This is a genomic window from Paenibacillus sp. DS2015, assembly GCF_050433705.1.
Lineage (GTDB): Bacteria > Bacillota > Bacilli > Paenibacillales > Paenibacillaceae > Paenibacillus_AQ.
Genome location: NZ_JBNPWS010000002.1, coordinates 30,174 through 52,653, shown reverse-complemented (window position 1 = coordinate 52,653; position 22,480 = coordinate 30,174). Strand labels below are relative to the sequence as shown.

Annotated in this window: 20 protein-coding genes; 1 reads left to right on the top strand and 19 read right to left on the bottom strand. The window is 41.3% G+C overall.

Translation table 11 applies throughout. From position 1 onward, the window contains the following. Nucleotides 1-87: 87 nt before the first annotated feature. The 14 genes from J2T13_RS02105 to cymR form a co-directional block, all read right to left on the bottom strand. Nucleotides 88-2,214, bottom strand: coding sequence for a methyl-accepting chemotaxis protein (locus J2T13_RS02105; protein ID WP_429367879.1), 2,127 nt, complete (start codon nucleotides 2,212-2,214; stop codon nucleotides 88-90). A 255-nt stretch (nucleotides 2,215-2,469) separates the two neighbouring features. After that, nucleotides 2,470-3,795 (bottom strand): peptidase U32 family protein, encoded by a 1,326-nt coding sequence (locus tag J2T13_RS02100; RefSeq protein WP_429367877.1) that lies wholly within the window; start codon nucleotides 3,793-3,795, stop codon nucleotides 2,470-2,472. A gap of 28 nt (nucleotides 3,796-3,823) precedes the next feature. Next, entirely contained in the window at nucleotides 3,824-4,756 is a 933-nt protein-coding gene (locus J2T13_RS02095) for a peptidase U32 family protein (protein ID WP_429367875.1), read from the bottom strand. Nucleotides 4,757-4,768: 12 nt separating this feature from the next. After that, nucleotides 4,769-5,788, bottom strand: a complete 1,020-nt coding sequence (gene mltG / locus J2T13_RS02090; protein ID WP_429367873.1) for an endolytic transglycosylase MltG — start codon at nucleotides 5,786-5,788, stop codon at nucleotides 4,769-4,771. Nucleotides 5,789-5,895: 107 nt separating this feature from the next. Continuing rightward, nucleotides 5,896-6,204 (bottom strand): DUF1292 domain-containing protein, encoded by a 309-nt coding sequence (locus J2T13_RS02085; protein ID WP_429367872.1) that lies wholly within the window; start codon nucleotides 6,202-6,204, stop codon nucleotides 5,896-5,898. An 11-nt stretch (nucleotides 6,205-6,215) separates the two neighbouring features. Then, nucleotides 6,216-6,515, bottom strand: a complete 300-nt coding sequence (locus J2T13_RS02080) for a DUF1292 domain-containing protein (RefSeq protein WP_429367870.1) — start codon at nucleotides 6,513-6,515, stop codon at nucleotides 6,216-6,218. An 11-nt stretch (nucleotides 6,516-6,526) separates the two neighbouring features. Further along, nucleotides 6,527-6,943 (bottom strand): Holliday junction resolvase RuvX, encoded by a 417-nt coding sequence (gene ruvX, locus J2T13_RS02075; RefSeq protein ID WP_429367869.1) that lies wholly within the window; start codon nucleotides 6,941-6,943, stop codon nucleotides 6,527-6,529. Between the two features lie 9 nt (nucleotides 6,944-6,952). Beyond that, nucleotides 6,953-7,213 (bottom strand): IreB family regulatory phosphoprotein, encoded by a 261-nt coding sequence (locus tag J2T13_RS02070; RefSeq protein ID WP_044875944.1) that lies wholly within the window; start codon nucleotides 7,211-7,213, stop codon nucleotides 6,953-6,955. 160 nt (nucleotides 7,214-7,373) lie between these two features. Further along, entirely contained in the window at nucleotides 7,374-10,001 is a 2,628-nt protein-coding gene (alaS, locus tag J2T13_RS02065; RefSeq protein WP_429367866.1) for an alanine--tRNA ligase, read from the bottom strand. 389 nt (nucleotides 10,002-10,390) lie between these two features. Beyond that, a complete protein-coding gene (locus J2T13_RS02060) occupies nucleotides 10,391-11,422 on the bottom strand; it encodes an AI-2E family transporter (RefSeq protein ID WP_429368299.1) in 1,032 nt (343 codons plus the stop codon). Nucleotides 11,423-11,677: 255 nt separating this feature from the next. Continuing rightward, a complete protein-coding gene (locus J2T13_RS02055; RefSeq protein WP_429367864.1) occupies nucleotides 11,678-11,887 on the bottom strand; it encodes a hypothetical protein in 210 nt (69 codons plus the stop codon). An 11-nt stretch (nucleotides 11,888-11,898) separates the two neighbouring features. Continuing rightward, nucleotides 11,899-12,420, bottom strand: coding sequence for a PRC-barrel domain-containing protein (locus J2T13_RS02050; RefSeq protein WP_429368297.1), 522 nt, complete (start codon nucleotides 12,418-12,420; stop codon nucleotides 11,899-11,901). 134 nt (nucleotides 12,421-12,554) lie between these two features. Next, on the bottom strand, nucleotides 12,555-13,703 hold the full coding sequence (locus J2T13_RS02045; RefSeq protein ID WP_429368295.1) for a cysteine desulfurase family protein: 1,149 nt from the start codon (nucleotides 13,701-13,703) through the stop codon (nucleotides 12,555-12,557). A gap of 17 nt (nucleotides 13,704-13,720) precedes the next feature. Next, nucleotides 13,721-14,140, bottom strand: coding sequence for a cysteine metabolism transcriptional regulator CymR (cymR, locus tag J2T13_RS02040; protein WP_429367862.1), 420 nt, complete (start codon nucleotides 14,138-14,140; stop codon nucleotides 13,721-13,723). Nucleotides 14,141-14,423: 283 nt separating this feature from the next. Between cymR and mnmA the strand changes: the two genes are divergently transcribed. Then, nucleotides 14,424-15,551 (top strand): tRNA 2-thiouridine(34) synthase MnmA, encoded by a 1,128-nt coding sequence (gene mnmA / locus J2T13_RS02035; RefSeq protein ID WP_429368294.1) that lies wholly within the window; start codon nucleotides 14,424-14,426, stop codon nucleotides 15,549-15,551. A 167-nt stretch (nucleotides 15,552-15,718) separates the two neighbouring features. On the opposite strand, the gene J2T13_RS02030 is transcribed toward mnmA, so the two are convergent. The 5 genes from J2T13_RS02030 to J2T13_RS02010 all read right to left on the bottom strand — a co-directional run bounded on the left by J2T13_RS02030 (nucleotide 15,719) and on the right by J2T13_RS02010 (nucleotide 22,461). Further along, the gene (locus tag J2T13_RS02030; RefSeq protein ID WP_429367860.1) at nucleotides 15,719-17,026 is read right to left on the bottom strand and encodes a replication-associated recombination protein A; all 1,308 of its coding nucleotides are present in this window, start codon (nucleotides 17,024-17,026) and stop codon (nucleotides 15,719-15,721) included. 119 nt (nucleotides 17,027-17,145) lie between these two features. Beyond that, entirely contained in the window at nucleotides 17,146-17,448 is a 303-nt protein-coding gene (locus tag J2T13_RS02025) for a CD3324 family protein (protein ID WP_429368292.1), read from the bottom strand. Between the two features lie 384 nt (nucleotides 17,449-17,832). Beyond that, nucleotides 17,833-20,001, bottom strand: coding sequence for a HelD family protein (locus tag J2T13_RS02020; RefSeq protein WP_429367859.1), 2,169 nt, complete (start codon nucleotides 19,999-20,001; stop codon nucleotides 17,833-17,835). Between the two features lie 216 nt (nucleotides 20,002-20,217). Then, nucleotides 20,218-21,516 (bottom strand): NCS2 family permease, encoded by a 1,299-nt coding sequence (locus J2T13_RS02015; RefSeq protein WP_429367857.1) that lies wholly within the window; start codon nucleotides 21,514-21,516, stop codon nucleotides 20,218-20,220. A 189-nt stretch (nucleotides 21,517-21,705) separates the two neighbouring features. Continuing rightward, on the bottom strand, nucleotides 21,706-22,461 hold the full coding sequence (locus tag J2T13_RS02010) for a tRNA threonylcarbamoyladenosine dehydratase (RefSeq protein ID WP_429367855.1): 756 nt from the start codon (nucleotides 22,459-22,461) through the stop codon (nucleotides 21,706-21,708). Nucleotides 22,462-22,480 lie beyond the last annotated feature (19 nt).

Sequence of the window (22,480 nt, the reverse complement as noted above, 5' to 3'; positions counted from 1 at the left end):
ACCTAACTTTCTCACACAAAAAAAGGACGTCTCCAGTCATTTTCAATGACTTTTGAGACATCCCTTACTTCTTGTTCTTACTAGATATTAGATTGTGAAGAAAGACAATGTACTTTTTAATTCATTTGATACTTTCTCTAGTTGGGCTGACAATTGAACCAATTGTTCACCGATACTTTGTTGTTCATTACTAAGTGATGCAACTTCCTCTGAAGTAGCTGAGGACTCTTCCGCTACTGCACTTACGTTGCTCATCGCATCTGCTAAAATCGATTGTGAATTGTTTAATCCTCCGATAGATTGAGTTACCGTATCCAATTGATGAATAAAGTCTCCCATTTGCCCTTCAACCGATACAAAAATTTCATTGGTTTCCTGGACAACGCTCATTTGGTGCTGGAAGAGAGGGTAAGCATCAGACAATGCCTTAACCGTTTCATTCATCTCAATCATAATACGATCTGTAATATCACCAACCATTTGAATAGAATTTTTGGATTGGTCCGCTAATTGACGAATTTCATCAGCGACAACCATGAACCCTTTACCTGCGACTCCAGCACGTGCTGCTTCAATGGTCGCATTCAATGAAAGGATATTCGTTTGTTTCGTAATATTTTGCAGTACTTCAAGTACTTTATTAACTGACAGTGTGGTCTCTTTGAGCCCATCTACCTTATGCATTAATCCACGTGTCATGTCTTCCGTCTGATGTGTAGAGTCTAATAGGTTACTCAATTGTTTAGTACCATTTTGACTGGAGCTTTCAACATGGCGTGCCGCCTTGCCCATATCTTCATTGGCACTAACTACAGCTACCATTTGCCGAGATATATGGTCTGTAAGTTCATTACCTCGTTCTGCTTCAGTAGCTAAGCTACTTGCACCATTAGCTATTTCTTCAGTAGCAACAGCGATCTCCTTGGCTGAAATAGCCGTTTTCTTAGATGCATCGGATAACTCTCCAGCTGTTCGAAGAACCTCTAGAGCCGTATTATTCGTCTGATGTACGAGATCTGTAATCTGTTCCATCATCGTATTGAAGCTGCCCGCAAGCTCGCCAATCTCATCTTTAGACACATGTCCAGAACGAACCTTGAGATTTCCCTTCGAGCCTTCAATCATTAACCCTTTCAAATCACTTAAAGGACGAGCAATCATACGCACTAGCCATAATCCAATTAGAAGAGCAATGACAGCAACTGCTATTGCAGACCAAATTGTAAGGGTTAGGATAGATCTTGCATCCTTTACCAATTCAGAAGTAGGAACTGTACCAATAAGCTGCCACCCCGTGTTGTCCAGCGTACTATAAACGGCTAACACTTTTTCGCCATTCTCATCGGTGGTTATTAGGCTATCCGAAGGTTTATCTTGTGAAGTCATAAATGTAAATGTTGTCTTCGTAGCTGCCAAGTTATCTTTATTGGACGCTACAATATCTCCATCTTTGGAGTTAAGCTCTAATCTACTGCCCTCACCCAGATCAATACCTTTTATTTGATCCTCCAAAGCACTCACTTTAATCTCTAGTACGATCACGAATGCTTCTGTGCTGCCTGTTAAGCTTTTAAATGAACGTGCTAGTTTTAAAAACGCTGATCCATCTTTACCCTTCTCTGAAGGAAGCCAGTAGGTACCATTCTTTTCTTTTAACTCTCCAAACCATAATTGACTACGAACGTTCTCCAAATCCGTTGAAATACTCCCTGTATAGATGGGTTTTGTTTTCTCATCTGGGGATACAATAAATAATCCGTTAAGCGAATTATTGGCGTTGGCATGATTCGCTAATTTTTTGCTGATTTTGTCATTTAACACAAAAGAATCATAATCAGATTGCTTGCTTGACATTTGATTCATTAAGTCTTGCATCTCAGTATCGAAAAATAGTTGTAAAGAGCTTTCTTCAAATTGTTTAAATACTAGATCTAATTTATCAGCTGTCTGAATCAAAGTCTGTCTATTGGCATTTGCTGCATTATCCTCAATGATTCCCTTGGCACTGGAGTAAGAAAGAATTCCTACTAACAGTACAAAACCTATAATGGCAACAAAGAAAATCAAAAACAACTTAACGCCTACCGACTTAGAAGGATTAAATTTCTTAACCTGTTCAAATATGTTAGAACTCTTCTGAGTTTCACCTATATTTGAATATGTATTCTTTATTTCCCCCCTATCTTTTTTCTTTACTTTCTCTTTCTCCTGCACCTTTACTACCTCCTGTTGCTTTTTATTCTTCTTCGAACCGATCCCCATTATTATCACCTACCACATAATTTTTGCATGACGCATCATGTAAGTTATTACGCTACGCTATACATCATATAATATTCGACATTATTTTCATGATTCCTTTGTATGCGCTTTATTTTTTTACATCAAATTACCTACTATAAGCTAAAAAAGAGCTTCAGACAAAAAAAAGTCGTTAATCTAGGATTAACGACCTATATCTAAATATACTTAATTCTTCTTTCGCATCATGTCAAAGTAATGCACCGGCTGATCCACTTTCATCACGATATTCTGTAGTGGATGCCTTGCTGCGTCTAATTCATTACCTTTGTCATCCCAAATAGTTTCAACAATCTGTTTAAAAAAGATTCCGCCCGGTCCAAAAAATTCGATTTCTTGACCCTTCTTGAAATGATTCCGTTGCTGAATAACTGCCGTTCCCTTCTCAGCATCATATTCTAATACCAAACCAGCAAAATCATATGGGCTTCCCTTCGCCTCCGGTTCATAAATATGATCTTCATGGTCCGGTGTATCATAGAAGAAACCTGTATTAAGCGGTCGGTTTGCCGCCTTATTCATTTCTTCAACCCATTCTGGTTTAAGCACATAATTTTCGGGGTCAGCGAAATATGAATCAATCGCTTGTCTATATACATTCACAACCGTCGCTACATAATGTAGTGATTTCATACGCCCCTCAATTTTGAAGCTGTCGATCCCCACCTCAATTAAATCAGGAATATTATCCAACATACATAAATCCTTAGAACCCATTGAAAAGGCATTATCCTCTGGCTGAAATAACGAATTCTGTGTTACTCCTTCCTTCGTAGGAGGCGTAGCTTCATGCAATTCCTCTTCGGAAACCCAGTTCTCTTCTGAGGAAGATTCTTCAAATAAGTCATATTTCCAACGACAAGATTGACAACACCCTCCACGATTAGAATCCCGATCCGTGAAATGGTTAGACAGTACACACCGCCCAGAGAAGGAGGAACACATCGCTCCATGGATAAAAGCTTCGATCTCTATATCTACATGCTGTTTGATCTCAGCAATTTCTTGTAAGCTAGCTTCGCGACCTAATACAACACGAGGGAGTCCCTCTTCCTTCCAGAATTGCACGGCCTGCCAATTAATTGTTGATTGTTGTGTACTAAGATGAACTTCTATTTCTGGAACCGCCCGTTGCGCGATTTCAATAATCGAGGGATCCGCAACAATAATCGCCGCGATCCCTGCTTTGTGTAGATTTCTTAAATACTCCTCAATACCTTCTAAATCCTCATTATGAGTGTAAATATTCGTAGCTACAAATACTTTAGCCCCGTATTTTTTAGCAAATTCAACACCCTCACGCATTTCCTCAAAGCTGAAATTATCTGCGTTAGAACGCAAACCATATTTTTGTCCACCAATATAAACAGCATCTGCACCATAATGAACTGCGAATTTCAATTTTTCCAAGTTTCCAGCGGGTGCTAATAGCTCCGGTTTATCCAAACGATATCTTTTACCGAAATGTTTGGGTTTCTCATTCATGACCTTCATTTCATGTCCACCTCATTTATGCTTGTGATTAATATACCTGTTCTTTATAGAAGAAGCCGAATGTCAACTCACGGTTAGGATCCTGAACACTGCGAATGTTGTCCATCCATTGTTCCTGATATACGTAATTTAAAGGGTCCGATACATACGTATCGATCGCGTGGCGATAAGATTTAACTACCGTTTCATTGTAAATAAGAGGTTTAAGCAGTCCTTCCACCTTAAGACTGTCTACACCACCTTCAATAAGTACATGTAGATCTTCTAATATACAAATATCATCAGCACTCATAATATGGGTTCCGTTGACATCTTCATAGATTGGATATTTCTCATCTGCACGCTCTGCCTCAATCAAAAACAGGCCTCTTTCCTTACTTAAGTTACCATCCCTTACAGGCCGCCCCTGATGGGACATATAACTTTCTACTAAATGTCTCTTCGAATGATAAATATTGGTCATCCCATGTACCTGCACCTGTGATTCAATCAGAAGTCCATCCTTCATGCTGATAATCTCGTCCATACTGAGCTCTCTAGCCAGCACGACACGTGTTGCACCTTTTCTTCCCCAATAATTCGCCGTAGCGTAGTTGGTCGATGTCATTTCAGCATTCCAGTGAAGCTTCACGGAAGGAGCATGGCTTTTGACCGCAAGGATTACAGCTGGATCATTAAACTCGACTGCATCTACACCCGCTTCAGCTAGAGCTTTAACGTAATCCGGTAAAAGACTCAATAAATCATTCGTCATTATATTCTGAAGACTAACAACGATTTTGACGTTACGTGCATGTCCTAATTGAACAGTTTCACGAATATCCTCCATAGAGAAATCTCCAGATAATCTCATACCGAACTTGTCTTGTCCGATTAAAAGGGCGTCAGCTCCAGCTTCCATCATAACAATGGCTTCTTTAACAGAACCTGCAGTTACTAAAAGCTCAGGTTTTTTAATCATGTTGCACCTCTATTATTGTGATTTACTATTGCTTTTCTCAATATTTTGTAAATGTTCCTTATAGGTCTTAGCAAATAAATGCCCCTGTGATCCATCCTTCTTCGTTACATAGAATAAGTAGGGTGTAGATTCGGGACTCAAAGCAGCCTCTATTGAAGCAAGACTAGGGTTACTTATAGGACCTGGTGGGAGACCTTCTATCCGATAAGTGTTATAGGGACTATCCACCTTGAGATCTTTAAATAACAGGCGTTCCTTTGGCTCATCCAACGAATATTGCACTGTCGCATCAATCTCAAGTTTTTGTCCAATCTCCAGACGATTATAAATAACCCCCGCCACAAGGGATCGCTCCTGCTCTACTACAACTTCACGTTCCACTAAAGAGGCTACCGTTAGCAATTCATGCAAACGAAGTCCACGATCTTTCAACTTCTGTTCCAAGTTATCGATACTCTCCAGCTTCTGTTGCAACATTGACGTCATCGTATCTATAATATCAGCTTCGGTGCTTCCTTTATTCAACTCATAGGTTTCAGGGAAAAGATAGCCTTCGAGTGCATGCTTAATTCCAGCATCTTTAGGTATATCCGCCACTAATGCGCTCTTAATGCTCGAAGGGTTATTGACTATCTGCATAAATGTTGGCTTATCTACGAATCCCTCTTCACTCAATTTATCTGCCATCTGTTCCACGGTATATCCTTCGGGTATTGTAAAGGAAAGCATTTCATCTTTAAGAACATTTCCTTCATTCAGCATCGTAATCAGTTCATCAATTTTCGTTCCCGGTGTAGCGGAATACTTCCCTGCTTGGAAGCGACTTCCTTGACTTGTATATTTCAAATATCCCTTGAAAACAAATTCATTCTTAATCAATTGTTTATCTTGTAATAGTTCTGCAATCTCTGCCGTACCCATCCCACGCTCTATCGTGAACGTAACAGGCTCATTGGATGCTGTGGTCGGTTGCATGCCATTCCATACATAGAATGCAGCACCCGCGATGATTAAGACTAGCAGCAAAAACATAAATCCGATGATTCTGGTTCTAGTCCTCAAAGAAAACCCAGTCCCTTCACAGCCAAAAAGAGCGGATTAATCCGCCCTCTCAGCATTTGATATTAGAATATATTATACTAGATGTCGTCCTGAGGAAAAGTCATCTCATCATATAACTCAGCGATGTTCTCCCATTCCTCGTCATCATCAATCGTAACTAGCTCTAAATTACCCTCAGCAGAAGTTACGACTTTAAGAATGTCATATTCTTCACTCTTATCATCAACACTCTGCAATACAGCATAACTTTGATCCCCTACCACAAACTCAGCCGTTAGATCAAAAACAGAAGTTGTTCCATCCTCGTCCTCAAGTTCTACAGTAGGTCCAAATGTTTCCTTTAGCCGATTGGTCCATGCAGCTTGATGCACAGAAAAATCACTCATAGTTACACCCCTTATTCTCCGTCGTCAAGTTCAGCAACAAGCGTGTTGAATGTTTCCTCAACAATCGCCCATTCCTCATCGTTATCAATCATGTACAACTGAAGATCGTCACCGTCTTCAACATATCTAAATGCATAGACCTCATCGGTTTCTTCATCTTCAGAGTCCATCGGTACAACCATCATATACAAACTGTCAGAACCATCCACCTCAAATTTCATGATGACTTCAAACTCTTCTTCATTGCCTTCATCATCAGGAATATAAATAATTTCCGGTTCTTCTTCTAAACTCATATTATCATTAGCCATTGGTATCACCCTCACCTTATACTCTTAGAATCTAAATAGTTTTGCAAAATCAAGCTTGCGGCCATCATATCCACGACTTTTTTGCGCTTCTTCCGGCTAACATCAGCTTCAATCAGTGTTTTCTCTGCAGACACGGTTGTCAACCTCTCATCACGTAAATGAATAGGAAGCGACAATAATTCTTTCAGCTTATCTGCGAAATCAATGCATATTTGGCCCCGGAAACCTACGGTACCGTCCATATTCTTGGGCAAACCAACCACAATTTCAGAAACCTCGCGCTCACGAACTATTTCCGCAATCCGGTCAAACTCAGCCCCTTCACGACGGCGTTCAATGACTTCAAGCCCTTGAGCAGTCCAGCCAAATGCATCGCTGACTGCTACACCGATTCTGCGATCCCCATAATCCAATCCCATGATTCTCATGAAGTTCTCCTAACGGTGATTGGCTAAATAAAACTTAACTAGTTCTTCAATCAACTCATCACGTTCTTTTTTTCTAATTAGACTTCTTGCATTGTTATGGCGAGGTATATAAGCAGGATCACCAGATAAAAGATACCCGACAATTTGGTTGATAGGATGATATTCCTTCTCTACCAACGCATCATATACCGTTAGAAGGATCTCTTTCGAGGATGCTTCTAACTCATCACCTGTAACATTAAATTTGACTGTCTTATCCATGGAATCCATTCAAGACACCTCGCTTCTCAAAAACATGAAACCATGTTTTGAACAATTGATTCAAAAAACTGTGTATCTATTTCATATCATACCATAATCACCACGGTGTAAGGAAATCTATAGGTGAAATAAATCCGAATAATTAACAACAATTTTTCTTTTAGCTCGCTTATTTACTTCCCACAAGCTCTTGTGCCAATGTCAAAGCTTCATCAAGCTTGCTTGCGTCTTTGCCACCCGCTTGCGCCATATCTGGACGACCGCCTCCGCCGCCTCCACATACCGCAGCAATTTCTTTGACTAATTTACCCGCATGAAAGCCGGATTTCACTAGTTCTTGCGGCACAGCTACGATAAAATTCACTTTATCCTCCATAGCAGCTCCGAGCACAAGTATAGCATTTGGAGCTTTCCCCTTCAATTCATCAGCCAGTGAACGAAGCGCGTCTACACTATTCGCTTGAACACGAACAGCCAATAATTCAACACCACCAATGGACACAACTTGATCACTTAGCTTACCAGCTTCAATGATGCTTAATTTACTTTGTAAAGACTCATTATCTCTACCCATTTCCTTAACCTGTTGATGTAATGCCTCAATCCGCTTTGGAACATCCAATAGGTTAGATTTGAGCAATTCTGCTGATTGTTTCAGCACATCAAATTGCCCTTCCATGAACTGATAAGCAGCACGACTAGTCACAGCTTCGATACGACGAACTCCTGATCCTATGCCACTTTCACTCACTAATTTAAAGATACCAATCTGGGAAGTATTATCTACATGACAACCCCCACATAGCTCTAGACTATAATCTCCAACTTGCACGACACGCACGATATCGCCATATTTCTCTCCGAACAAAGCCATCGCACCAAGTGATTTAGCCTCATCAATAGGTTTGTATTCAATATTCACATCTAGGCTATTCCATATTTGTTTGTTTACGCGTTGCTCTATGTCTGTCAGCTCTTCTGCTGTAATACTGCCAAAGTGAGAGAAGTCGAAACGTAACCGCTGTGTTTCAACAAGTGATCCCGCTTGATTCACATGACCACCCAGTACTTCTTTTAACGCTTTATGCAACAAATGCGTAGCCGTATGATTCTTCACAATATCTGCACGTTTATTACGATCTACTTCCGCTTTAATTTTGTCGCCAACTTTTAGCTCACCAGACTCTACTTGTACATGATGAACATGTTGTCCTTGTGGAGCCTTGAATAGACCTTCCACTTTAGCTACAACGCTAACGCCTTGGAATACGCCCTGATCACTAATTTGTCCGCCACTTTCCGCATAGAATGGAGTCTTATCAAGGACGACTTGACACGTTACACCTTCGCTTGCAGTATCAACCAACTGATCATTGACAATAATCGCCATAATCTCAGCCTCGGTTACGCAATCATTATATCCAACAAATTCACTTTTAATCGTAAAGTCAGAAAGAACGCCACCTTGCACCTTCATGCTATCTCCCTCATGCCGTGCAGCACGAGCACGTGTGCGTTGTTCCTGCATCGCTATGTCGAACCCTTCACGATCTACTGTTAAATCATGTTCCGCAGCGTAGTCTTCAGTCAGATCAAATGGGAATCCATACGTGTCATATAATTTAAAAGCATCATTACCATTAATCACTTTAATTCCTTGTTTAAGGGCTTGACTACTAATATCCTCTAGAATAGCTAAACCATCAGAGAGAGTCTCATGGAACCGCTCTTCTTCTGTGAAAATAACCTTAGCAATAAACTCACGCTTCTCAACGACTTCTGGGTAGTAGACACCCATAATGTCTCCAACCGTCTCAGTCAATGTATACATAAACGGACGGCTGAGCCCCATCATCTTGCCGTAACGAACAGCCCGACGAAGTAAGCGACGAATAACATATCCACGTCCTTCATTAGAAGGAAGAACACCATCAGCTACAGCAAAAGAGACCGTACGAACATGGTCAGCAATGACCTTTAATGCAATGTCTGTCTCTACGCTATCTTTATAAGTCACACCTGCTAACTTCGCAGTACGTTCAATAAGTGGCATGAACAAATCGGTGTCAAAGTTGGAATCCACATTTTGTAGAATAGAAGCCAATCTCTCCAGACCTGCACCCGTATCAATATTTTTATTAGGGAGTGGTGTATAACTTCCATCTTTATTGTGATTAAATTGAGAGAACACGAGGTTCCATACTTCTAAGAAACGCTCATTCTCTCCGCCCGGATACATTTCCGGATCAGAAGAATCCAATTTGCCATAAGCATCACCACGATCATAGAAAATTTCTGTACATGGACCGCAAGGTCCCTCACCGATATCCCAGAAATTATCTTCCAACTTCACAATATGATCCTCAGGAAGCCCTATGTTTTCATGCCAATATTTATAAGCTTCCTCATCTTCAGGAAATACAGTGACATACAACTTGTTTGGATCGAACCCAATCCACTTCTTGTCCGTTAGGAACTCCCATGCCCAAGTAATTACTTCCTCCTTGAAATAATCTCCAATTGAGAAATTACCTAGCATTTCAAAAAATGTATGATGTCTACGTGTCTTTCCGACATTCTCAATATCATTCGTCCGAATGCACTTTTGCGAATTAGCAAGACGTGGATTATCAGGCTTTACGCGTCCATCAAAATAAGACTTAAGTGGCGCCATCCCAGCATTAATCCATAGAAGTGAAGGATCATTATGAGGTACGAGCGATGCGCTTGGCTCGATTTTATGTCCTTTTTCCGCAAAAAATTCCAACCATTTAGAACGAATCTCACTTGCTTTCATTAACTACCGCCTCCATCAATATAGGTGTGACATATCCATGCCAGTAAACACAAAAAACGCCCCTGAATATTCAGGGACGAGGAACTCGCGGTACCACCCTGGTTATCGCCTTCTCTCCATGCATACAATATGCTGAGAGACCATTACTAGCGATCGCCTTTGTAAGGGCTGCTAACGGGGTCCACCCGGTGAAGTTCATTCACACTCCGAAATTAGCTTTCCGTCGGCAACACTTTCAAGCTCTCTCAGCCTTCATAACTACGGTTATGTAGGAGCTTGTTCTCTGGGTAAGGAACACCGTCGTACTTCATTTCATCTTCGATTTATCCATTGTTTACACATTATCAGTACAAGTATATAGAGGTCCTATGCTTCTGTCAATCTAGGTCTTATATGGTCTTCCTTTTGACATAATAAGCAAAAAAATGAGCTATAATGACCTTAATAATAGCTAAAAAGGGAACAGCTAAGATCAACCCTACGATTCCCGCTATCTCGCCTCCAACTAGAAGTGAAAAGATGATAAGCACAGGATGTAGATGCAACTTTCGTCCCACCACTTGCGGAGAAATCACATTACTCTCTAAAATTTGACACACGGTATTCACCACGGCAACCAATAACACCATTTTTAGAGAAACGGTAGATGCCATAATTACGGCAGGAGCAGCACCCAGAAAGGGTCCTAAATATGGTACAACATTGAATATAGCTACAACACTAGCTAACAACAAAGCATATGGCATGCCTATGATCATATATCCGATATAAGCAAAAACACCAATAATGAGACATACCAAAAATTGACCACGAACATAATTACCGAGCGCATCATCAATTTCTTTTAGTAAAACTACAATCGATTTACGCCGCGCACGAGGCAAATATGCAACAACCGTACGTTCCAACAGATCGAAATCCTTCAGGATATAAAAAATAAGAAAAGGAACGATAAAGATATTAAGTACGATGTTAAGGGTGCTCCCAATGTGATTCATGAAATTTGAAATTCCTAAGGCCAGTTTATCTTCTAATTGAAAAAACCAATTCGTGACTCCCGTTCTCACACCCGATGGAAGCAGATTATTATCCAGATTCGTTACGAAACTTTGCGCATGCATGGTCATCTCTGGTAAATGCTCATTCAATTCTTCAAGTTGCTCGATAAACATTGGAATCATATTAATCACAATCACAGCCAGACATGTGATAAAAACAGCATAGATGAGCAAGACAGCCATACTACGGGGAACTTTTCGATTCTGAAGCATACATACTACGGGATTCAAAACATAAGAAATAATCATAGCCACTAGAAAAGGGGCAAGAATAACCTTTAGGAATTCATAAACATGTATAAACAAAGGTCGTAATAACCATGTAAAATAAACAATGATCAGTCCAATTAACACCCATATCATAAGGCGAAACCATTTATTCTGAGGGAGCGATTCCAAGCGATTATTCCTCCTTTGCGGACTAGCTTCTTATTAGTAGTATATGTCCACAACTTGAAGAATAACCTAAAATATAATGAGATTTCACCTCAAGATGGAGTCACCTCGAAAAACAAAAAACACCTTGTATGACTTGGCCATCTCAGCCAACAAATACAGGATGCTTTTTATATGTAAACCTGGTACTTGAAGCCGTTGTTGAAAAATAAACTTTAACAATTATGAAGAGACTTGTGTCTGAGGAAAGTCGAGTGCCATTTCTTCACCAAAAAATAAATCATCCAGTGAACTCAATGTTCCATCTTCCTCAACTTGATACACCGACATTTTCTCTCCGTTAACTGTAAGTTCAATAAAGCAACCCCAACAATAAAACTGGTGAGATCCGATCTTTCCAATATCTTTGGAATTGCAATTAGGACATCTCATATTCTTATCACCTATCCGTTAACAGAATGAGTGGCATTTAGTAACCGCTCCTCGCTCATTGAGGGAACCATCACTGCATTCTCTCCAATAGCCATATCAGATGTACAAGGCAGCCACTTACGGCCTTCCATCAGGTCTGTGACAAATCCATCACTTATTTCTAGACTTAGTATTGTATTGCCCATTTCTTGGTCAAAGTAAACATCAGAGATCACCCCAAGCCTAACACCTTCCTTCGTTAGAACAGGTAAATCTTTCAGTTTGTTCTTTCCAAGTGAATAGGTAAACTGTATGTTGTCGGCTTTCAGCTTGTGAACAGCCTGTTGATTATGAACCATCACGGCATCCTCACCGTATGCAATTATATCTCCCCAATCGACGACCTTAGCTGAACGAGAGAACAATCCTTTACCTTCAAGTTCAAGTCCTTGAATCTTCCAATCAGGACTAAGCATGAAGTCATAAACCTTACCGATTTCTTTACCAGCTTCTACGTCAAATACAGAAAGCCCAATCATTTCTTGCAGCTTAATAACAGAATACCTCCTTATCGCCTTCTAGTAGAAAACTATAGTTCCATCGCATACGATGCTCATGGTTACCTTCTATAATTTCCCGACGAAATAGATATCTATACCCTCCTTGTCCATAATGAGAGAATTCCCTGTCATTTATTACGTAAACCTCGTAGAATGGTTCCAAGTTTTTGAGCTGTTATTTCCATTTCTTCAACAGTATTACCCAGACCGAAGCTAAATCGAATCGCTGAACGCAAAAGATAATCAGGAAGTTTCATTGCCTTTAACACATGAGATAATTCTAGAGAACCCGAGGTGCATGCCGAACCACTTGCCACAGCAATTCCGGCTATGTCTAAATTCATTAATAATGTCTCCGTAGCCATTTCTGGGAAGCTTATATTAATAATTTGAGGTAGATAGGCGGAAGGATGTCCATTTACCACAAAGGATGAACTACCCACTTCTCGTTCCAATCCTTGAAGTAATGTACGACGAAGCGATGAATAGTATAATTGTCTATCTTGTAAGTTTTCCGTAACAATCTCCATTGCTTTAGAGAAACCAGCAATACCCGCCAGATTCTCTGTGCCTGCACGACGTTTCTTTTCTTGAAGTCCCCCGTATAAACGTGGATTCATCTTGAGGCCGCGACGAATATATAACGCCCCTACACCTTGCGGACCGTTAATTTTATGCGATGAGAAACTCATTAGATCTACAGGTAGATCCTTGCAAGAGATAGGCACACTCCCAAGCGCTTGCACTGCATCCACGTGAAAAAGGACGCCGCGGCTTTGCGCAAGCTTCCCAATTTCTTCAATAGGCTGAATTGTGCCTGACTCGTTATTACCATACATAATACTAATTAAGATCGTCTCATCCGTAATGGCTTTCTCAACGTCCTCTATTTGAATCCGTCCTGTATGATCCACAGGTAGATATGTCACTTCGTATCCTTGTCTCTCCAGTTCAGCACATGCGTGTAGAATAGCATGATGCTCTGTTGCAGACGTAATAATATGTTTACCTTTGTGCTGCAAGGCAGAAGAAATGCCAAACAACGCTAAATTATCGCTCTCCGTACCCCCTCCTGTGAACACCACTTCATCGGGACCACAACCTAATAGAGCAGAGACACGATCACGTGCTCCGCTCATCGTACGTTTAGCGGCTCTACCGAAAGAGTGAATACTAGAAGCATTCCCAAATTGTTCAGTCATGATCTTCATCATGACCTGTGCCACTTGAGGATGAATGGGGGTGGAAGCCGCATGATCCAAATAAATTGAATTCATCATTAACTCACCACCTATTAAATGTAGAACATGTAGTTGTTTTCTTGCTTTTTCTCTTCAAAAGATATCAAATCTGCCAGCGTAGTTGAATCAAGCGCATTGGCAACACCATCCCGTATTCTGAGCCATAGATCCCGTTTCGCTGGATCATCCTCAACGGTGAAATCCACTGGAGATATAGGTCCTTCAAGCACTCGGATAACATCACCCGCAGTAATAGAAACCGGCTCACGGGATAGTATGTAGCCACCATAAGCTCCACGGATACTTTTCACTAAACCTGCATTTCTAAGTGGAGCTATTAATTGTTCAAGATAGTGCTCGGAAAGTTGGTTCTTCTCAGCGATACTTTTCAGTGAGGTAGGTCCTTCACCAAATTTAGCAGCTAGCTCCATCATGATGGTCAAGCCATAACGACCTTTTGTTGATATTTTCATCGATGACACCTCTTTCTATTTTCATGAAATCCATGTATGATTTATGTTTGTTCATTGGGTAGTAGATTATCGGATAAAAAGAGGTAACTTCTAGATCTAAATCCAGTATTCCACTCTATTCCGATCATTACTATTAGTATGGTATCATATTCAGTTCAAATAGGGAAAAGAAACTACACAAAATGATTGAATGTTCGTCCTGAGTGGACAAATTAGGCGTATGTGATCTTCGTTAAGATATGATAAAATACATTATGAATACAATACAACGATAAGAATGGTGATGACGATGTCTAAAGAAAATCAAAATATACGTGTCGTCGTCGGCATGTCCGGTGGTGTTGATTCATCCGTAACCGCACTACTTCTAAAGGAGCAGGGTTATGATGTTATCGGCATTTTCATGAAAAACTGGGACGACACCGACGAATTAGGAAACTGTACGGCAGAGGACGATGCAGAAGACGTTCGCCGTGTATGTGAGCAGATCGATATTCCCTACTATACTGTCAATTTCGAAAAGGAATACTTTGAAAAAGTATTTACCTATTTCTTAGATGAATATAAAGCTGGACGAACACCCAATCCTGATGTGATGTGTAACCGAGAAATTAAATTTGGTGAGTTTCTGAATAAAGCACTTGATTTAGGTGCTGATTATGTGGCGACAGGTCATTATGCCCGAGTAATTGAGGAAGATGGCATCTTCAAGCTACTCCGTGGAATAGACAACAACAAGGACCAAACCTACTTCTTGAATGCATTAAATCAACAACAGTTCTCTAAAGCAATGTTTCCAATTGGGCATCTTCCTAAACCTGAAGTACGGCGCATTGCCGAGGCTGCGGGTCTCTCTACAGCTAAGAAAAAAGATAGTACCGGCGTATGTTTTATTGGTGAACGAAATTTCAAACAATTTCTTAGTCAGTATTTACCTGCAAAATCCGGAAAAATGGTCGACATTGCAACAGGTGAGGTCAAAGGGAATCATGATGGGTTAATGTACTACACCCTAGGTCAACGCCAAGGGCTTGGCATTGGGGGATCCGGCTCGGGTGAGCCTTGGTTTGTAGCTGATAAAGACCTTGAGAGTAACATCCTCTATGTTGTCCAAGGAGACCAACACCCTAGCCTATATTCTACGGGACTTGTTGCTACTGGCGTCAATTGGATTGCAGGCTCAACATCTATCCCTACAGAACCTTTCAAGTGCACAGCTAAGTTCCGCTATCGCCAGCCTGATCAAGAGGTAACCTTGAACTGGCTCGAAGATGGCAGTGTCCATGTATCCTTTGCGAAAGAACAAAAAGCGATTACACCTGGACAAGCCGTTGTTTTCTTTCAAGGGGAAGAATGCCTTGGAGGCGGGACAATAGATCAAGTTGAAAAAGTGGCGTATACAGCGGTTTAGACAACTAGCTTAACCAACATATTTCATTTTAAAAAGGGACCTGACGATATTTTACCGTCAGGTCCCTTTTGATGACTGCTATATGAAATAAAGAAAAAAGGACACATATCATGCGCCCTTCAACTCCGCGAATTGAAGCAACAAAGGTTCGTTACTTTATTCACTTTTCACGTTTCTAATCGTCGCTGCTGATTCAATTTAATTTTAGACTCATTACCCTGCTCTGTAGCTTGATAGAACACACGTCGTGATATTTCTTTAGGTAGGTAATTCTGTTTCACATAATGATTGGGAAAGTCATGTGGATATTTATATCCTTCATGCCCCAGCTTTACGGCCCCTTTGTAGTGCGTATCTCGCAGATGCAGAGGAACCTCGGCTGACCTAACCTCCTCGATCGCCGACATCGCACGTGAAATAGCAGTGTACACCGCATTGGATTTAGGGCTTTCTACAGCAAACAATATCGCTTGTGAAATGTTAAGCTTCGCTTCAGGCCATCCATTGTTACGATATGCCTCTAAGGCGCTCACAGCCTGTACCATAGCTTGTGGGTTAGCCAGTCCGATATCTTCGCTACTCGCTGCAATCAGACGCCGTAGAAACACCATAGGGTCCATACCTAGCTTCTCTACAGCATATAGGAACCAGAACAACGCAGCATCACTGGAGCCACGAATACTTTTGTGAAAAGCAGATAATACATCATACTGGGTAGATTCATCTGCTCTGACAAGAGGTCGTCTAATCGACTCCTCGGCTACCTCCAGCGTGATGTGAACGGTACCGTCATTCTCTGGCGGTGTTGTCATCGCTGCTAGTTCTAATGCATTCAGTGCACGACGAATATCGCCATTGGCCATCGTGGCAATATGATCTAACGCCTCATCATCTGCCTGTAGCTTCATGAAGCCAAGACCCTTCTCAGTATCCACAAGCGCCCGCTTCATAGCTATTAAGGAATCATCCTTCGTCAGTGCATTCAGCTGAAACAACGTTGAGCGACTCATCAAAGCACCGTTTACGTAATGAAAGGGATTCTCTGTCGTAGCCCCAATAAAAATAATGGTCCCCTTCTCCACGGCTGGTAGCAGCGCGTCCTGTCTAGAGCTATTGAAACGATGGACCTCATCTAGGAATAAAATGGTTTTCGTGCCATACAACGATTTGTTACTCTGCGCACGTTCAATAACCTCACGTACATCCTTTACGGAAGCTTCAACCGCATTCAATCTTACAAACTCAGCCTTCGTATGAAACGAAATAATGTGAGCTAATGTTGTTTTACCTGATCCGGGTGGACCATAGAGTAGAATTGATGAGATTTGATCCCCTTCAATGGCTCGTCTAAGAAGCTTACCTGGACCAATGATATGTTCTTGTCCGATATATTCATCCAGTTTCACCGGTCTTATTCTGTCTGCTAGTAGACGCGACCCCAAGTCCGATTCCTGCTGAAAAGAAAATAAATCCATGCATTTCTCACTTCCTTGTGCTAATTTCAACCTTCTCTATCATATCACACTCCAAATAAAGCAAGGATATCGAGATCCATTCGGACATCGATTTCCTTGCTTTAGTCAACGTTATGTTCTTAACTTTGTATCGTTTCTTTTCCATGTTCCGCGCGCATCTTAAAGATTACTTTACGGATGCTATCCTCCGACAAGTGATAAGATTGCATTAAATGATCCACGGAATGACCCGATGAATATAATTCAAATATTTCTTCATTTCTACTCGTAATCATTTGCCGTGTACCGCTGAGTTCACCCCAACCCACACGTTGATTGCTTTTCTTGGGAATGTATATTAATTCACCTTCAATATAATGTTGAAGCTCCTTCAACAACTGAGGTGGAAGCACATCCTTGCCATTCTTGTAATTTGCGATAATCAACGTCCTCCTTGAACCATTTTCCGTCTACTGATCCAATAACATAACTTTGTACCATTGATTTCGCCTCCCTTCTAATTGTAAATTTTATGAAATATTTAACTTCATTATAATTAAAACTGCTTCTCATGTCACGGGATCCACCTACAAATTTAGGATCGTCCAGCAAACCCTAACTTCCCCGCAAATAAATAAGGGAGACCATGTACGGTCTCCCTCTTGCGAGGTTTCCGCGTTACGCGGAAACCACCTCGTATACTGTGATCAAATCAATCAGCCTCCTTTCAGAGCGTTTAGTCGGTTCCGACATCCTTATTAACGCATACAACAAGGTTCATGCTCAAGTGAAAGAATAACTATAAGTGTTCTTTACCTAGTAACTTCTTATATTTCAGGCCAACCGTAGACCATAATTTCAGGCTGCGAATTTCCTAAATAATCTGGAACATCTTCACCATGGAGAACCCACAACTCATGCAGAGCACGGGTACAGCCTACGTACATGAGCTTAGCATCCCAAGCCTGAGGTCCATAATGTTCAAGATCAGCATCCGCTACGATGACAGCATCAAATTCAAGCCCTTTGGACAGATAAACTGGAAGAATAGATAGCCCACCTTCATAAGCCTGCTTTCCCCCATCAATCAAATGAAGATCCTCTACTTCGCCTATCATCTGCTCATATAACGTCTTGGCTTCTCGGAGCGTCCTTGTCAGAATCGCCACGGTCCGATATTCCTTTGAGGAGAGTCTTGACAATGCATCACGCAGATTATCCAAACGATCGTCCTTACCATATTGGATCAACCTCACTGCATCTCCACTACGAAACACAGGTACAGCCATCAAGTCACTGCCTACACCCTTCTCCAGAATACCATTCGCAAATTCGATAATTTCCATAGTAGATCGGTAGCTTCGAGTTAAAGCGAAATAAGCAGTATGCTCGGGTTCAAACAATGAACTCATCTCATCCCAATGCTGAACCCCTCGATAAGCGTGAATCCCCTGAGATAAATCACCAAGAATCGTAAAGGAATGACCTCGAACAAATAGATCTAATACGGCTACCTGAAAGGGTGAAAAGTCCTGCGCCTCATCAATGACAATATGGTCGAATCGTTGTTCACTCTTCATTTCATTCAATAAGCAGTGGATGTACAGAAGAGCCGGCAGGTCTTCTTCACGGATCAAGTTTTGTTTGAGATCCTTTTGCGTTGATTTCAGCACATGGACAGGAATGCCTTGTAGCAAGTCCTCTGGTGAACCTGTAGGCATCTTCATCGCTCGAAACATTTGTTTATATAAAGTCAAAGGCTCGTATTTCGGCCATTTTGTTGCGTAACTTTTTTCTCGTTGAGCCGCTTTTTTCTTGCGGTCCTTAAACACGGCCTCAGAAGGTGACTTTTTAAGCTCCATTTCTACCCAACGATGTATTCTCGCCATCACACGCTCTTTTCTTTTGGCAAGTGGATAGGGCTTGTATTCTTCGTTATACCAATACAGGATCTGAGTCTGTGGCAACACAGAACCTTCCCATGGAATAAAGTCCATATCTGGGACAGATGAAGATTCTAAGGCAGTTATCCAGCCTTTAATCATCTCTTGTAATACTAAGGAACCCTTGAATCGCCCCGATACCTCATCATTGATTTCCCGTGTTCCTCCAGACCTCTCAAACCAATAATCCAACGTCTCAGATTGGTCTACTAGCGGCAAATCTAGTTCAAGTACATCCATAGCCCAATCAGCGAATGTACTTTGTTGAATATCTCCAACGCCCAGTTCAGGAAGCACGTCCGAAATATAATCCAAAAACATATGGTTAGGCGCAAAAATAATCATCTTTTCAGCAGATACCTGATCTTTATATTGATACAGCAAGAAGGCTAGTCTATGTAGGGCTACAGTTGTTTTTCCACTTCCTGCAACACCTTGGATAATGAGCGCTGTATTCTTCGCTGCACGAATAATTTTGTCCTGTTCAGCCTGAATCGTAGAGACGATATCACGTAAACGGTTATCCTTATTCTCACCCAGCCGATACACTAGAAACTCATCAGATACAGCAGGCTGCTCGCTCTCACGATTAAACGTATCCGCAACTCGCTCTAAAATCTGTTTACGTATAACAACGTTACGTTTCAGGTACACAAGACCTTCAATTAGCCCTTCAGGGGCATCATAGGTTGCTGCTTCATCTCCACCCGTAAACGAGTAGAATAGACTGGCTACTGGAGCACGCCAATCGATGACAAGTGGCTGATTTGTGATCACTTCACGATCCACACCTATTTTGCCAATATATAGCGGCTTACGATCCTGATCCTTGGTACTTTGAAAATCTAAACGACCAAAGTAAGGCTCTTGCAGGCTTTTATTTAAATTTTGGCGCTTCTCTTCACGCCCTGCCTCCAAAATCTGCTCTGTAAAATCATGACCCGTATAGACATCTATTCCGCGTAATTTTTGAAGCTGGTTATCAATTTCTGAGACGGTTTCGTTCAACCTGTTCTCTTCCTCTTGATAGGCACTTTGAAAATTTTCTTCCAATTTCAGTTACCTCCTAAAAGTTATTGTGTAAGACAATGGCTCAACATCAAAATCAGTGTTTGAAAAATGAATGTTACTCTGAACCCCCGTCTGCTCGCCCTCTTTAGAATAGACATAAAAAGGATACCAAGTATATCACAATGCCAGCGGTGACACTATAGCCCTTATCTGTAAGGAATAGCCCTTAACATTAAAATCAAATGGTTCGGCTAAATTTCACATCAGAGCATTTAATACAAAATTAGCTACAAACAATAGTGAAATACCATACAATACAGGTGAAACCTCACTACCTCGCTTTTGAGCCAGCTTTACCACTGGATAAGCAATGAAACCAAACGCCATACCATCGACAATACTATAGGTGAAGGGAATCATCACCATAATTAAGAAAGCAGGAAAAGCTTCCGTAAGATCCGTAAAGTTCATTTCACGCACATTTTGTACCATTAATCCCCCAATTATAATTAAGATTGGTGCAATAGCACTATCAGGAATTAAGGTTAGGATCGGAATGATAAAGAAGGTCCCCCCAAACAAGACTGCCGTGACCAAAGGTGTTAACCCTGTACGGCCCCCAGCGGCGATTCCAGCTGTCGACTCTGCTGCAGCCACGACTGGACTGCTCCCAAATATACCTGCAAATATATTGGTCACTGCCAACGCTCTTAAGCTTCCTTTGAAATTCTCCGGTCGGTCAATCATAGCAACCTGAGAAGCAACCAAACCAATATTCTCGAATACCACAATCAGCAATAAGAGAAATATCGCTATCCAGAATACTAATTGCCCCATGTTGGCCCACGATAGCTGAGCAAATACTTCTCCATATTGCTGAAAAGTCTGCCCCGTCTCTACCTTCTTCGAAGTATCTACTGCACCCAGTAGGAATGCCAAACCGGTCCCTACAAGAATACTGATTAGTAATCCTCCCTTTACCTCACGTACAAAAAGTACCAGAGCCAAAAGCAGAGTTACGCAAGCCACAATCACAGATGGATCATTGAAATGTCCAATCGCTACAAATGTAGTCTGATGTGCAATCACGATTCCACTTTTTTGAAGCCCGATAAAGGTTAGAAATAAACCAATTCCTACTGTAATCCCATGCTGTAGATTCAAAGGAATAGCTTGACTAATCGTTCGATACAGTGAAGTAAATGCGACAATCGCAAATATGATCCCTGTCACTGTGACCACTGCTAATGCTTCTTGCCAACTTAGCTTCATAGAATGAACGAGCGTGTATGTGAAAAAGGCGTTAATCCCCATACCTGGTACGACTATAATCGGTGATTTACCACCAAAAGCCATCAACAAACAGCCTACGATAGAGGTAAGTAACGTTGCTACCATAGCTGCATTTAATGGCATGCCTGCATCATGAAGTATAGTGGCGTTAACCATCACAATGTATACCACTGAGAAATATGAAATAATCCCAGCAAAGCATTCTGTCTTCCATTGATCTTCTGGTCGAACCCCCAAACATCTATTCCAAAACCCTAATTTCAAGTATAGAACTCCCATCGTGTAATATTTCTATATCCTATTTTAAACCGCGCAAAAAAAAGCATACTGTACCGGACACCCATTGGATACCGGTACAATGCTTTTAATATAAATACTTACTATTCTATAGAATTTGTAGAAGATTCAATCTTCATACTACCTGGATCTTCTTAATCCAAATTCCTGTTTTATTTATGTCTGTATTCCCTGCTTAGCCAATAAGTCACGCACAGCTACACTAGACATAATTAAACCTACCACCGGTGGCACAAAGGCATTACTAGCAGGCGGCTGCTGAGCCTTACGGATCTCAGGCGCATTCTCGGGAACGATCTGCTGCGTCACATCCGCACGCGGCTTGATCGGTTTTTCTGTCGAGAATACAACCTTTACGCCCTTCTTAATACCATCCTTGCGCAGCTTAGTACGAATAACTCTAGCCAGTGGGTCCATCTCTGTTTTGGATATGTCCGCCACCTGGAACTTGGTTGGATCCATTTTATTCGCTGCACCCATACTTGAAATGATAGGAATGTTCCGCTTCAGACATTCTTTGATAATATGAATTTTGTAAACAACCGTATCTGAAGCATCGAGAACATAATCCAAATCATATTTAAACAATTCTTCATAGGTCTCATCTGTGTAGAACATATTGAGTGCAATTGCTTCACATTCCGGATTAATCAACTTGACTCTATCAACCATCAGATCGGCCTTCTTCTGACCTACCGTCGTTAACAAGGCATGAATCTGGCGATTGATATTTGTAATGTCTACTACATCTTTATCAATTAGAATGATACGGCCCACACCGGTACGAGCTAAGGCTTCCACCGCAATGGAACCCACACCGCCAATCCCTAGCACAGCCACCGTACTATTCTTCATGATATCAAGCCCTTCAGGCCCAATTGCAAGTTCCGTTCGTGAGAATTGATGTACCATCGTAAGAAGGTCTCCTTTA